This is a genomic window from Microcoleus sp. EPA2, assembly GCA_020882975.1.
In the GTDB taxonomy this organism is placed as follows: domain Bacteria; phylum Cyanobacteriota; class Cyanobacteriia; order Cyanobacteriales; family Microcoleaceae; genus Microcoleus.
Genome location: JAHRFD010000005.1, coordinates 113,020 through 126,663, shown reverse-complemented (window position 1 = coordinate 126,663; position 13,644 = coordinate 113,020). Strand labels below are relative to the sequence as shown.

10 protein-coding genes and 1 pseudogene are annotated in these 13,644 nt (G+C 45.6%); 5 read left to right on the top strand and 6 right to left on the bottom strand.

Annotation, left to right across the window (positions count from 1 at the left end; genetic code table 11):
- Positions 1-37: 37 nt before the first annotated feature.
- Positions 38-2,509 (bottom strand): putative PEP-binding protein, encoded by a 2,472-nt coding sequence (locus AAFP14_RS07400; protein ID WP_341731649.1) that lies wholly within the window; start codon positions 2,507-2,509, stop codon positions 38-40.
- A 72-nt stretch (positions 2,510-2,581) separates the two neighbouring features.
- Between AAFP14_RS07400 and AAFP14_RS07395 the strand changes: the two genes are divergently transcribed.
- Positions 2,582-3,262, top strand: a complete 681-nt coding sequence (locus AAFP14_RS07395) for a ComF family protein (protein ID WP_341731648.1) — start codon at positions 2,582-2,584, stop codon at positions 3,260-3,262.
- Positions 3,263-3,397: 135 nt separating this feature from the next.
- Here the strand turns inward: AAFP14_RS07395 and purQ are convergent, their stop codons facing one another.
- The gene (purQ, locus tag AAFP14_RS07390) at positions 3,398-4,099 is read right to left on the bottom strand and encodes a phosphoribosylformylglycinamidine synthase subunit PurQ (RefSeq protein ID WP_341731647.1); all 702 of its coding nucleotides are present in this window, start codon (positions 4,097-4,099) and stop codon (positions 3,398-3,400) included.
- 331 nt (positions 4,100-4,430) lie between these two features.
- The gene (purS, locus tag AAFP14_RS07385) at positions 4,431-4,715 is read right to left on the bottom strand and encodes a phosphoribosylformylglycinamidine synthase subunit PurS (RefSeq protein WP_340520982.1); all 285 of its coding nucleotides are present in this window, start codon (positions 4,713-4,715) and stop codon (positions 4,431-4,433) included.
- A gap of 138 nt (positions 4,716-4,853) precedes the next feature.
- Here purS and AAFP14_RS07380 point away from each other — a divergent pair, with 138 nt between their 5' ends.
- On the top strand, positions 4,854-5,246 hold the full coding sequence (locus AAFP14_RS07380) for a Fur family transcriptional regulator (RefSeq protein ID WP_341731646.1): 393 nt from the start codon (positions 4,854-4,856) through the stop codon (positions 5,244-5,246).
- A gap of 235 nt (positions 5,247-5,481) precedes the next feature.
- On the opposite strand, the gene AAFP14_RS07375 is transcribed toward AAFP14_RS07380, so the two are convergent.
- Both AAFP14_RS07375 and AAFP14_RS07370 read right to left on the bottom strand, forming a co-directional pair.
- Positions 5,482-6,450 carry an SPFH domain-containing protein gene (locus AAFP14_RS07375; RefSeq protein WP_341731645.1) on the bottom strand — a complete coding sequence of 323 codons (969 nt, stop codon included), beginning with the start codon at positions 6,448-6,450 and terminating at the stop codon, positions 5,482-5,484.
- A gap of 218 nt (positions 6,451-6,668) precedes the next feature.
- Entirely contained in the window at positions 6,669-7,100 is a 432-nt protein-coding gene (locus tag AAFP14_RS07370) for an NfeD family protein (protein WP_341731644.1), read from the bottom strand.
- 314 nt (positions 7,101-7,414) lie between these two features.
- On the opposite strand from AAFP14_RS07370, the gene AAFP14_RS07365 reads away from it, so the two are divergent.
- Together AAFP14_RS07365 and AAFP14_RS07360 are read left to right on the top strand one after the other, a co-directional pair.
- On the top strand, positions 7,415-9,487 hold the full coding sequence (locus tag AAFP14_RS07365; protein WP_341731643.1) for a protein phosphatase 2C domain-containing protein: 2,073 nt from the start codon (positions 7,415-7,417) through the stop codon (positions 9,485-9,487).
- A gap of 199 nt (positions 9,488-9,686) precedes the next feature.
- Positions 9,687-10,112, top strand: coding sequence for a hypothetical protein (locus AAFP14_RS07360; RefSeq protein ID WP_341731642.1), 426 nt, complete (start codon positions 9,687-9,689; stop codon positions 10,110-10,112).
- Between the two features lie 224 nt (positions 10,113-10,336).
- Here the strand turns inward: AAFP14_RS07360 and AAFP14_RS07355 are convergent.
- Positions 10,337-11,550 (bottom strand): annotated as a pseudogene (locus AAFP14_RS07355) (RNA-guided endonuclease InsQ/TnpB family protein); the annotation flags it as partial.
- A 166-nt stretch (positions 11,551-11,716) separates the two neighbouring features.
- Between AAFP14_RS07355 and AAFP14_RS07350 the strand changes: the two are divergent.
- Entirely contained in the window at positions 11,717-13,465 is a 1,749-nt protein-coding gene (locus AAFP14_RS07350) for a pentapeptide repeat-containing protein (protein ID WP_341731640.1), read from the top strand.
- Positions 13,466-13,644 lie beyond the last annotated feature (179 nt).

Below are 13,644 nucleotides of genomic sequence, written 5' to 3'. Positions count from 1 at the left end.
TTATTATGGAACAGTTATTCTGACTTTTGGCAGATATCTAATGATTATTTTTAAAGCTCGCTCGCGCCGCTTCTAGGATGATACGCTGTTCGGCGCGAGCGATCGCCCTAGAAGTCTGTTCCACAGCGTCCACATTCACAGAAATCGACGAAATCCCCCACAGCACCAGGGAGTCAATCATCTGTGGATATAAAGCTGGAGCATCGCCACAGATAGAGCAAGGAATTCCCTCCTCCTTAGCCTGAAGGATTAATTGTTCGATCGCCCTCATCATCGGTTGATTGCGCCCGCTGAAAGCGCTAGCCATATCTGCCGAGTTGCGGTTAACTCCTAACATAAATTGGCTTAAATCATTGGTGCCGATGGAAATTCCTTGAACTCCTGCTTTCACGTAATCTGACAATAAAAATAAAACCGAAGGAACCTCGGCCATAATCCACAGTTTAAACTCAACGGGTCGCTGTTTCCAAACTGTTTCTAAACGCTGCTTGCAGAAGCTAAACTCGTCTACAGAGCGCACAAATGGCAAAATTAAATTAATATTTGTATACCCCGCATCCCAGGATGTTTTTAGTACCTTTAATTCCCAATCAAATAACTCTGGTTCAAAGGTATAACTGAAACTACCGTGGATTCCCGATTCCCGTAAATCGAGGGAACGATAAAATATGGGACGGGGAAAGACGGCCGCAGCAAATAAATTTAACTGAGTCGCCATGCGATGCACAAATTCAGATTCCCGACCATTTTGCCACCAAAGTTGGGGATTTTGACCTTCCAAAGCTTCTATTGCCATTAATTCCGATCGCACTAATCCAATACCGTCTATGGGTAGATTTCTGAGATGCTCGATGGAACTCATTTGGCTGACATTCACCAGCAGTTGAGTCACTGTTGGGGGACTGACAACATTTTGAGGTAATTCTGGCGGCTGAGATTTTGGTTCTAGAAGGGATGGAGATGCTGTGGGGAATTGGTGATGGGCGATCGACATTTTGGCTGCTGTCATGGACAAATCTGCATCATTGGCTATTTCTCCATAATTGCTGATATTTGTAGGGGCGATCGCCTCAATTTGAGCAGACGCAAAAACTTCTCCAGTGTCGCCATCTAGCCACACCGAATCCCCAGTCTCGATCGCGCGAGTGGCACCGACAACTCCTACCACAGCGGGGATGCCCAACTCCCTAGCTAAAATCGCACCATGACCCGTCATACCTCCTTGTTCGCAAACAATCCCAGCAGCTAATTTGAGCCAAGGTAGCCAATGGGGATAAATTGCCCGTGTCACCAAAATTGCCCCCGCTACAAATTCCGAGTTTTCTGGATGGGAATTACCCATAACTTGGGCAATTGCTTTAACTTTTCCTGATGCGGCCGCCAAACCTTTGAGTACCCTAGGATTTCTGCCTAGGGCAATTAAATTTTGGTTAGCTTGTGCGATCAGATTTTCCATTATTTCAGGGACTTTTTGGTTTTTCAATGGGCGAACTTGAGTGAAATAAAACTCCGGTTCGTTACAGTCTGCTGACTGATTCATCGTCCACTCTAAAATTAGCTCGAAATCGAATTCTCTCCTGGCTTTTTGGCTCAAATCGAGTAATTTTATTAAGAGATGCTGATTTAATACATATTCACTTTGTAACTTTTCACCTAATATATAAATATCCAAACAACTTCCAGCAGAATTTGGTCTGGGAAACTGAAAGTTAGGAATTTGGAAAGAGTTCCCCTTTCCGATCTGTGGTTTTTCCTCCGATTTGATTTCGTCGCTTTTGAGATGATAAGCTAATGTTTTGTAACCCAATCGCTGGATGGTAATTTTGCCTGTTTCCGGTTGCACTTGATAGTAATCGGGGATGGTTTCTCCCCTAGCGAGGGACATTCCTAAACCGCAGGTGGCTTGGATTTCCCAGCCTTCATTGCTGTTAGTTTCCACCGCACCGGCGGCGATCGCACAAGAGAGTGGCTGCACTAAAACAGCGGGATTAATTTCCTGTACATTCATGCCGCACCGTTGCCAGTAAAATAGTCTTTGGGCTCTAAACAGTTCCGCCCAAGCTGCTTTGAGTCCGGCCTCGATGGCTGCTGGTTCGGCGCGCACTGCTTGAGATTCCAGCATTCCGGCGGTGTTCGGGTGTTGCGTCGTCAGGGAAGGGCGAAAAATTAATGCTTTGCAGTTTAGTTGAGAAACAGCCGCATCCATGGTGGAGAGTAAGGAATCTGGCAGTTTGGTGGAGGTGATTTGTCGGCGAATGCTGCGGGCGATGGCTTGGAGTTGTTTTGGTTCATCGACATTCAAGTGCAGTGAAGAGTTTGGCCAGTCTGCAAACAGCGGTTCCAACCAGTCTATGGACTCTAGAAACTGCCAAAACGCTTTTGGTGGCACAACAAAACCGGGTATGACGGGATGATTTTTTTGCATTAAACAGCTTAAGTAAAATGCTTTTTCTCCCACGGCATCCCTGTCTGATGGTTTAATTTTGTCTAGCCAGTAGAAGTTGTCCACGCTGTTAGCCTTTCTAGGAAATTGATTGAAAATTCTAACTTTTCCCGATTAATCACTTATTGCAATTTTAATATGAACAATCGAAAATGGACGAGATTGGTCAAATCTTTTCTCAATTTATTTCTTAAGTCTAACTGTCCTCTGTGTCAGCGACCAGCTACCTCAGATTTGTGTCCCTACTGTCGCCAGCAACTTCAGGGCTGTCGATTAGCCGATCCTGGTGCATTTTGGGATTCCCAGAAGGCTGTGTTTGTGTGGGGGGAGTACGGCGGGGCTCTGAAACGGGCGATCGCAGCTTTGAAATATAACGATCGTCCAGAGTTAGCCAAACCCCTCGGCTATTGGATGGCGGAAGCTTGGCTAAATTTTCCCGAATTAGCTATTGATAATTTAACCGTTGTACCGATTCCACTGCATAAGGAAAAGCTGAAACAGCGGGGATTTAATCAAGCGGAACTTTTGGCGGAAAGTTTTTGTGAGTTAACGGGTTTGCCTTTACAGCGACATGGTTTAGAACGGATCAAGTATACTGAGGCACTATTTCAACTTTCTATCGCACAGCGGCAAGCCGAAATGAAGGATGCTTTAATTTTGGGTAAGGATTTTCGTCGCCGACTTCCTGGCGATCGGGTGTTGTTAGTTGATGATATTTATACTAGCGGTACTACGGTGCGATCGGCTATTCAAGTATTGAAGCAGTCAGGAATTTCGGTATATGGAACTGTTGCCCTTGCAAGTCCTAGAAAAACTTGAAATTGATTGAATTTCTGGTGGGAAAAAAAGTCGATCGCGATTCTCGGTTGGGCGGGGCGGGTGGATGGAGATTATCTGTAGGTGACAAACTCGATCGGCGAACCCGCCCCCTACACCAAATATCCCCAATATCAACTACAAAATTGCAGCCAAAGTTGACATCAGCAACCCTTGAAACAATTTCATCCCATCAGTCTCACCCAACATCGGATCGGAAGCCCGTTCTGGATGAGGCATCATTCCTAACACATTGCCAGCCCGGTTGCAAATGCCCGCAATATTATTTAACGAACCATTGGGATTCCCAGCATCGTTAATTTCGCCCGCTGCTGTGCAGTACCGAAACAACACTCGATCGTGTTCTTCTAGTTCTGCCAAAGTATCGGCATCGGCATAATAGTTGCCTTCTCCGTGGGCGATGGGCAAATCGATGATTTCACCGGAGGTATAAGCGGAAGTCCAAGGAGTATTACTGCGTTCGACTTTCAATGAAGTGCGATCGCAAATAAAATTCAAGCCCGCATTTCGCACCAGAGCACCGGGGAGCAAACCAGCTTCAGTTAGCACCTGAAAACCGTTGCAAATTCCCAGTACAAGTTTGCCTTTGTTGGCGTGTTCCGCCGTCGCTTTCATCGCTGGAGAAAAACGGGCGATCGCACCGCACCGCAAATAATCTCCGTAACTGAAACCACCGGGAACTACCATAATGTCGATATCCGAAATATCGGTATCTTCGTGCCAAATCATCCGCGTTGGTTGGTGTAGTAACCCTTGAGTTACCCACACCACATCGCGATCGCAATTTGAACCAGGAAAAACAATAACTCCAAATTTCATAAGCAGAAGGAAGAAGAAAGAAGGAAGAAGGAAGAAGGAAGAGGGAAGAAGGAAAACTCTTGTCCCCCCCTTATTAAGGGGGGCTAGGGGGGATCGAAATTAGATAGAAAACAGATAGTATCTTGGTTGGTATCGAAGTCTCGATCCCCCTAAATCCCCCTTAATAAGGGGGACTTTGAGTGTTCCGAGTTCTTGTGTTTTTAACAGAGACTTTGAATGCTCTTGTCTCCGCTTTTTAAGGCAGACTTTGAGAACTCTCTTGTCCCCCCCTTACCAAGGGGGGCTAGGGGGGTCTCCGGGTTTTAAAACACACCCGAAAGATCGATCGCATTTATGCTGTCGTTGTCTCCATAGCAACAGGAACTTCAGTCAACTCAACCCGATAGTTTTCAATCACTGGATTGGCCAAAAGTTGGTCGCAAATGCGATCGAGTTGTTCGCGCGCCTCCGACTCGCCAGCAGCAGTCAGAGTCACTTCAACGTATTTCCCGATGCGCACGCGCTCAACATTGTCGTATCCCATATGTTGCAAACCAGACTGAACAGCAGTGCCTGCGGGGTCTAAAACCGAAGGGCGGAGGGTAACATAAATTTGGGCAAAATATTTTTGAGTCACAGCAATGTGTAGGTGATGCGAAAGTTAGAGCTATTTTATCCTACAACTAGGTGGCTGTTGCTCGATCGCCCTTTCCCCCAAGTAAGCTAGCCTAGAAACAGCGATAGATTTGATTCCAGCAGATTACACAAAAAAATTATGAGAACCAACCGCACCCGTAGTCAGGAGCGTATTTTACACTTGCTCAAGCACTTGAATAGATCGCTCTCAGCGCAAGATATCTACTTAGAACTCCGTAACAGCGACCAAAGCATGGGCTTAGCAACCGTTTATCGCTCCCTCGACGGTTTAAAGCGAGAGGGGTTCGTTCACGTCAGAACTCTTGCTAGTGGCGAGTCTCTTTACGGTGCCGCCCACCAAGATCAACATCATTTAACTTGTCTCGAATGCGGAGCCTCAATTCCGATCGATGAATGTCCGGTTCACCACTTAGAAAGCCAATTGCAGCAATCTCATTCTTTTAAGATTTATTATCACACTTTGGAATTTTTCGGATTGTGCGATCGATGTACTCTCGCTCAAGAATCTTAAATTTGGTAATTGGTAATTGGTAATTGGTAATTGGTAATTGGTAATTGGTAATTGGTAATTGGTAATTGGTAATTGGTAATTGGTAATTACTCGTTCCCAGGAAGAGCCTGGTAACGCCGATCGGTCGGCTCTGCCTCCAATTTTTGTGCTAATAAGCGAGGCAGAGCCTCTAGGCATTGGTTCCCAGGAAGAGCCTGGGAACCAGTTACAAACGTACAAAATATCAATTTTCCGACTATTTTTTTACCTCATTACTACTACCTTCCCCAACAATCGATCGCATTCCTTCCAGGGTAGCGGGAATACTCCGCGGGTCCATAAACATCACCTTGCTGCTGTCGCTGCTGCCAATTTTCAAACCCATATCGAGATAGTTTTGAGCTAACAAAAATTGTAAAGCTTCGCGAGCATTGGGGTCATTTTGTAGAGTTTTACCGATAATTTGTAAAGCCTCAGAAGTAGCTTGAGCTTTCAAAACCTGACTTTGGCGTTCTGCTTGAGCTTTCAGGACGATCGCCTTTTGTTGAGCTTCTGCTTCCAAAATAGTCGCTTTTTGGCGCGCTTCGGCATCCAAAACTTGGGCTTCGGCTTTACCTTTGGCGCTGTTAACTGCCGACTCCCGTTCCCCTTCCGATGTCAGAATTGCCGCCCGTTTACGGCGATCGGCTGCCATCTGCAATTCCATAGACTCCTGTACAGTTTTAGAAGGGATAATATCGCGCAATTCTACCCGCGTCACTTTCACTCCCCAAGGATCGGTAACAATATCTAAATCCCTGAGCAAGATTTCATTGATTTGAGAACGGGCTGTAAAAGTTTCTTCGAGGTCTAGTTGACCCATTTCAGCCCGAATTTGAGTCAGAACCATATTAACCATTGCTGACTGAAGATTTTCGACTTTGTAACAGGCTTTTTCCAAGTCCACAATCCGCCAGTAAACCACAGCATCCACAGTGAAGGAAACGTTGTCGCGAGTGATACAAGCTTGGGGAGGAATGTCTAAGACTTTTTCGCGGATGGTTTGTTCGTAAACTACTCGATCGAGAAACGGAGTTACAAAATTCAAACCCGGTTCTAGTTTCTTCCCACTGTATTTACCGAGAGTTTCTACTAAGGCTTCATTACCCTGATTGATAATCTTGACGGAACCTGCGAGGGCAGAGCCGCCTAATGCTAAAAATACAAACAAAAACAATTGTTCCACAGTGGACTCCTAATAATTTTTGAGTGTTGACTTTTCTTCCCCATTCCTTCCCCCTTTGGGGGGGCAGGGGGGTTGCCCCATCAACAATTCCCCATTCCCAATTCCCCATTCCCCATTCCCAATTCCCCATTCCCAACTACCAATTCCCAACTACCAACTACCAATTCCCAATTCCCAATTCCCGATTCCCCATTCTCCATAAACCATTTGGCATTTTTTTAGGAATGCAGCAAATTTTCTGGAACTACTATCAGAGTAGTGCCTTTTCGTCCGACTACAATTACGTTTTGGTTGGGAGGAATAGCGGTGTCGCAATCTTCACAGCGTGCTCGCCAAGAATTGCCTTCATAAATTACTCGTCCCGCTTCTCCGGGGGGAATTTCTGTTAAAGTTTTGGCTTCTTTGTCATCTTGGATCGCCTTTGTCTTGCCTTTTGGTATCAAACGCCTGGTAGTTAGCACAAAAACTACCGAACAGACCATCCACAGGAATATTTGTAAATTAACGTAAGGTAAAGCTAAAGAAATTGCAGCTACGACGAAGGCGCTGAGTCCCATCATGAAAGCTACAAAAGCAGTGGGGAGAAATAGTTCTGCTAAACATAGCAATGCCCCAGATATCAGCCAAAATAGCGTAGGATTCCACAGCATAACAAGAGTTGGGGTAATAGTATTTTTGATTGATGAATTAAAGGATTACAGAATGGCGAAAGACTAACTCCGTAAAGGTTGGCGAATTTCCAATCGTTGCTAGATTTTGGAGGTAGCTGGATGAACTTGATGGGGCGATCGCCAGACTGAGCCTTGGAGCGCCCTGAATACCACTTTTAGTAACTTAGATTACAATTTTAGCCGATCGACAGTGGTGGAAATGACAATTTATAGGAATTAAGAAAGTGATAGGGGCTAAAATCAGTTTATTCTCGCCCTATTGAATAGGGGCGAGGGAATTATATATCTTCAGAATGTTTTTACACAAACTACCCGATATGATGAACAATTTCTCCGAATCCATTTATTGCCCGAATCTTGCCTGTCCCGAACCCCGCAATACCTTTGGGCGACAGCACTGTGCAGCTTGCTCCACACCTCTAATTTATCGACATTTGTGGGCGGTGGGACCTGATGTGGAGGAAGTGCCGCAGGGTAAGGCCATCGGCGATCGCTATTTGGCGATCGCCCCCCAAATATGGCTTGATAGCCGTCCCGATTTGCTTCCTAGCGTCCCAGAAGAACTGCCGGATGCAATTATGCCTTACCTCCACTTATATCCCCAAAGGCTTCATATACCTGAAGTCTACGGTTTTTTTCAACTGGGAGAAGCAGCCCAAACCTTCGATGTACTCTTGCTCGAAAATGTACCCATCACCACTTTTGGTCGCCTATATCCTTCTATCTTAGAAGCTTGGTCGAAAACTAGCGCTGTGCGACAAGTTTATTGGCTTTGGCAAATGCTGCAACTGTGGACACCATTATCGGAACAGGGAGTGGCTTCTAGTTTGCTGGTACCGGAAAATTTACGGGTGGAAGGCTGGCGGGTGCGCTTGCTGGAACTGCATCAGGGCAATTTTGTGCCGACTTTGCGGGATTTGGGAGATGTGTGGTCTGGGTTGGTGGAATCGGCTCAACCCCAGGTAAAGTCGAGACTGGGAGAAATTTGTCGGTTTATGCGCCGCAGCAGCATGAATTTTGAGGCGATCGCCCTCGAACTCAATGATTTACTCTTAGAACAAGCCGCCCAATTACCTTTACATTTAGATGTGTTTGGGATGACGGATACCGGACCTCAACGTTCTCAAAATGAAGATAGTTGCTATCCGAATGCTGCGGATTTTAAATTTAGCAAAATTTCTGGAAGTGACAAATTGCTGCCTTATTTGACCATAGTTTGCGATGGGGTTGGAGGTCATGAAGGTGGAGAAGTTGCCAGTCAATTAGCGGTGCAGTCTCTGAAAGCTTTGATTCAAAATTTCCTGGCAGAAATCGCTGAACAAGATGAGTTGATGATACCGACAATGGTCACAAAACAACTTCAAGAGATTGTGAGAGTTGTCAATAATGTGATTTCCGCTCAGAATAACGAGCAGGGAAAGGAGTTACGGGAGCGGATGGGGACAACTTTGGTCATGGCTCTCCAGTTACCTCAAAAAATTAAGGTTGTTTCGGAGGATGTGCGATCGAATAACGGCCACGAACTCTATTTGGTGAATGTGGGAGATAGTCGCGCCTATTGGATCGCAGAAAATTCTTGCCAGCGGCTGACTGTGGATGACGATGTGGCTTCTAGGGAAGTGCGACTGGGACATAGTTTGTATTGGGAAAGCCAAAGGCGAAGCGATGCAGGAGCTCTGACTCAAGCCTTGGGCACGCGGGACGGCGATTTCCTGCAACCCACGATTCAGCGATTTATTGTGGAAGATGAAGGTTTGTTGCTGCTATGTTCCGACGGTTTAAGCGACAATGACTGGGTGGAGCAATCTTGGGAGAGTTATGGCCCTGCGGTACTTAAGGGCGAAATGTCTTTGGAGGTGGCCGTTGAGTATCTGATTAACCTGGGAAATGAGAAAAACGGCTATGACAACACTTCTGTAGTCATGACTCACTTTCGGATGTCGCCGGAGAAATTGATCTTATTTCAACCGACTGAGGAGTCAGCACCGGTGTCGCCGTCGGTGTCATTGCCCATGTCAAAGCCGATGTCGGGCTCGGTGTCATTGAAGAAATCACTCTCGATGCCTCAAACACAGTCTCAGTCTCAACTTTCAGAATCCTCCAAACAGTTGCTGTACCCAGAAACTGCCCCCGCCGAGGAACCTGCTCAAAAACAGCCGGGATTGCAGCGTTTGCTCCCGCTGCTGGGACTGTTGGCGATTGTGTTGGTTTGCGGTGGTTTAGGTTTGTGGGTGCGAAGCCTCCAAAATTCCGAACCAGTACCGGGTCAAGTTCCGCCACCGCCGGAAAGTCCGTCTGCTACTCCGTCGGAGCTTCCCTCACCCTCACCTGAACTGCCACCCCCCCCGCAGAGCACGTCACCTTAATAGTTAATAGTTATTAGTTAATAGTTATTGGTTAATAGTTATTGGTTAATAGTTATTGGTTATGGGTTAATACCAATTTAATAGGTTGTTAGTCAATAATTGATAATCAACAGTCAACAGTCAACAGTCAACAATCAACAGTCAACAATCAACCGTCAACAGTCAACAATCAACAATCAACAATCAACAATCAATTAATATGGAAAGAGGTTTAATGTGGCTGCCACTGCTAGCAATTTTTATTTTTCTGGCTTGGGCTGGATGGAACGAGTATCAAAAACTGGAAGCTTATCGTGTGTGGGCCGAAAAGTTCGATCGGGCAAAGTACGATATTTATGCTGTGCTTGGTCAGCAAGAAGATTGTTTAACCTGGGGAAAGCCTACTCGCAGTGGACCTGTTAACTTGCAAACTTTTTCCTTGAAAAATGTGCAGTCACTGCAAGTGTTAGTTAACGGCTCTGTGGTAGATTTAGAAAATCCGCCTAGTGCTGGAAGTCCGATCGTCCTAGAATTTTTGTTAAAAGATACTCAAGATGCTGCTGCTGTCCAGGTTCCCTTTACAGAAATTCCTCTAGCGACTAAATGGTGCCAATATTTACAGCAGGAATTGCAGCGCTTTCTGTAAAAGCATTTTCCGGCGAGAATAGTCAACTGCTACGCATCTAAAGTGTGTGTGGGTACAGGAGGCGAGAGGGAGACAAAGGGAGAAAAAAGGGGGAAAAGGGAGAGGGGGAGAGAATTTGACTCTTTTTTAACCACGATTTTAGTAGACAATTTAAAGGCGCGACATCTTAAAATATTCGTGCTGCTGTTTTGATATAGAATAATCTTTGACACTCCGGGCGCGTGAACGCGCGGGGATTCTTGGCTCAACCAGTCAACTTGCCCGTTGATGTCACCACCAACGACTAGAGGTCGGTCTGTCCCCAAGCGTTAATTCCGGTGTGCCCCACCGTATTTAAATTAATTCCTGCCTGTTTCAATCCTTTCGCCAGAATATTCTTCGCTGCATTGCAGTCGCGGTCTAATACCGCACCGCAACTGCAAACATGAGTTCTAACGGACAGGGATTTGAGAACGCGATTCCCACAACTCGAACAATCTTGGGAAGTGTATTGAGGCGCTACAGCAACTACTATTTTGCCGTACACTGTGCCAAAATATTGCAACCATTGAGCAAACTGTGACCATGCTGCATCGCTAATCCATTTAGCAAGTTTATGGTTTTTCACCATGTTTCTTACTTGAAGGTCTTCATGGGCTACGAAATCGCTAGATTTCACTACGCACAACGCCGTTTTGATGGCGAAGTCTTTACGCTGCCTGCTGACTTTTAAGTGTTTTCTGCCTAACTTATTGATGGCTTTCTTGCGATTGCCAGAACCTTTCTTTTTCCGAGAAACCCGTTTCTGCAACCGTTTTAAAGCTCTTTCACTTTTACGAAGATGTCGGGGATTTGGCACCGTTTCCCCATTGCTATCCGTCAAGAAATGGTTTAACCCTACATCTATGCCAATGGCTTTACCCGTAGGAACTACTTCCTCTGTTCGTTCTACGTTGATACAGAACTGAGCATAGTAACCGTCGGCACGATGAATTACTCTGACTCGCTTGATTTCGTTGGGCGTCGAGAAATGCAAATCACGAGAGCCAATTAACTTAAACTTCCCAGCAGCAAAACCATCCGTGAAAGTCAGAGATCTTTTGTCGGTGGAAAGCGCCCAGCCTGATGTCTTGTATTCTACGGAACGTGTATGCGTTTTGAATTGCGGATATCCCTTTTTCCCTGGCTTTTTTGCTTTACAATTAGCGAAGAAACGTTGAATAGCAAAAATGGCACGTTCAGCAGAAGCTTGACGTGCCATTGAGTTAAGTTTGCCCGCCCATTCAAACTCTTTCGCCATGATGGCACATTGTTTGTACAGGTCTGATAATTTAACTCCCTGATTGTCGATCCAGTATCTGAGAGCTTTGTTTCGGACAAACTGAGCTGTGCGAATCATTTCGTCAATGACCCGGTATTGCTGTGGTTTGCCTTTTAACTTGAACTCTAGTACAATCATGGGATGATTTTATCATGCTTACGAGCAATTGTGGCTATAAACTGACGGATTGCAAGAAATCTTTACACTTAAATTAAAGCCGTCCTCTAAGGACGGGGCTTTAAACCCAGCTTTTTGGTAAAGCTGGTAATACAACGCCTTCATTGCTAGCCCACAAATCTGCCGAATGCAAATACAGGAATTTTTACAGCGCTATCAACAGGGAGAGCGGAACTTTGCTCACATTGACCTCAGTGGTGCTAGTTTAAGCGGTGTCAACCTGAAAGAAATAGACCTGACTGGTGCTAATTTGACTGGTGCTAATTTAAGCTGGTCAAATTTGAGTAATGCTAAGTTAATTGGGGCTTGTTTACGGCGCGCGGATCTCCGCAGTGCGGTAATCACAGGGGCGAATCTGAGTCAGTCTAATTTGAGTGGCGCAAATTTGGCGAAGGCGGATTTGCGTTTGTGTTGTCTCGAAGGTGCAGACATGAATTGGGTGGTGCTGCAAGAGGCGGATTTGGGCGGGGCGGATTTGAGCTTGGTGAAATCAGACCAAATTAATTTGGAAAGGGCTAAACTCGACGGGGCTAAGTTAATTGGGGCGGAATTGATGGAGGCAAATCTCAACCGTGCTAGTCTTGTTGGTGCTAATTTAACTGGTGCTAATTTGCGGGAAGCTCACTTGGTTGAAGCGAATTTGCGCTCGGCAATCTTAAGGGGTGTAAATTTGATTGAAGCCGATCTCAATGGTGCTCAAATGCGATCGGCAAATCTAAGTGAAGCTGACTTGCACCGGGCGATCCTGGCTGGGGCTGATTTAACGGAAGCGGTGCTGGATAATGCTGATTTGAGTAGAGCTAATTTTTCCGGTGCTTATCTGTTGAAGGCTAGTTTTAAAAAGGCACATTTGCTGCGAACTAACTTGCAACAAGTGTATTTGCTGCGGGCTGATTTGAGTGAAGCTAATTTGCGTAATGCTGATTTGCGGAAGGCTGATTTGAGTGGTGCTTATTTGATGGATGCGATGTTGGCGGAGGCGGATTTAAGAGATGCTTTTTTGATCGAGTGCCGTTTGATTCGGACGAATCTGGAGGGGGCGCAGCTTACGGGTTGTTGTATTCAAAATTGGCAAGTTCAAGATGTAGATTTGTCTAAGGTTGACTGCCGATATGTTTTTAATCAGTTTGATTATGCTGCGAAAGTTCCGGGTAATCGTTTTCCGGTGGATCGGGATTTTGAGTTGGGAGAATTTGGGAAGCACCATCAAGATGAAACTTCTCTTGTCGAGGTCTATTTTGCTGAATCTCCTAATTGGAGTGCTTTGATTTTTACGTTGCTGCGGCTGGAGTTGGAGAGTTGCGAACTGAAGTTGAATGTTCAATTTTTTGAGTCGGCCCAGGAGCAGCATTTATTGCGGTTGAGTGCGAATCGTTTGGTGAATGGCAAGATTTTGAGCGATCGCATTTTGGAGCTTTATCCAGATATGTTGAAAAAGGTTTTAGCTAAGGGTACTGCAATTTTGGGTTTGCTAGACTTGGCCGTTGCAGAAACCAATGGGGATGAGCAGTCTACGTCATCACCACCACCGCCACCGCCACCACCGCCACCACCACCACCGCCACAGGATGTGTTGCAGAGAAGACAAGAAATTTATCAAAAAATGGTGCGCCAGATTTCTTTTATTTTGATGTCTCAGACACCGGATAAATTCACAGATAGCGTACAGCGACTGTTGGATTATTTGAAGCAGCAAGGTATCCCGACTGAACAGATTCAGAAAAAAGTGATTTGTCAGGCGATAGTTCAGCGTGCGAAGCAAGATGCTGGTTTTCGGGGACAGTTGCTGCACTGGGAAAAAACTGCATCGGATCGAGTTCGTTGTTCGATGATGGGGGAAGCGGTACGGTTGGCGATCGCACTGTTATGGGAATGAATAAACATCTTGAAAAATTGTTTATTTTTTTAGATCAATTCCGGTTGTATCGTCAGGTGATTTAACCGCGAAGGTGCGTTCCCCGCAGGGGTTCCCGTAGGGTAGTACGCCAAGAGAAGAGAGAGTTTAATACAGGAGGATGAAGAGAGGATGTTATATTACTATAGTTTTCAAATATA

Excerpts from the sequence above, each read along its gene's own strand:
- AAFP14_RS07395 (WP_341731648.1), top strand. The coding sequence starts at position 2,582 with ATGAACAATCGAAAATGGACGAGATTGGTCAAATCTTTTCTCAATTTA.
- purQ (WP_341731647.1), bottom strand. The coding sequence starts at position 4,099 with ATGAAATTTGGAGTTATTGTTTTTCCTGGTTCAAATTGCGATCGCGAT.
- AAFP14_RS07380 (WP_341731646.1), top strand. The coding sequence starts at position 4,854 with ATGAGAACCAACCGCACCCGTAGTCAGGAGCGTATTTTACACTTGCTC.
- AAFP14_RS07370 (WP_341731644.1), bottom strand. The coding sequence starts at position 7,100 with ATGCTGTGGAATCCTACGCTATTTTGGCTGATATCTGGGGCATTGCTA.
- AAFP14_RS07365 (WP_341731643.1), top strand. The coding sequence starts at position 7,415 with ATGTTTTTACACAAACTACCCGATATGATGAACAATTTCTCCGAATCC.
- AAFP14_RS07360 (WP_341731642.1), top strand. The coding sequence starts at position 9,687 with ATGGAAAGAGGTTTAATGTGGCTGCCACTGCTAGCAATTTTTATTTTT.
- AAFP14_RS07350 (WP_341731640.1), top strand. The coding sequence starts at position 11,717 with ATGCAAATACAGGAATTTTTACAGCGCTATCAACAGGGAGAGCGGAAC.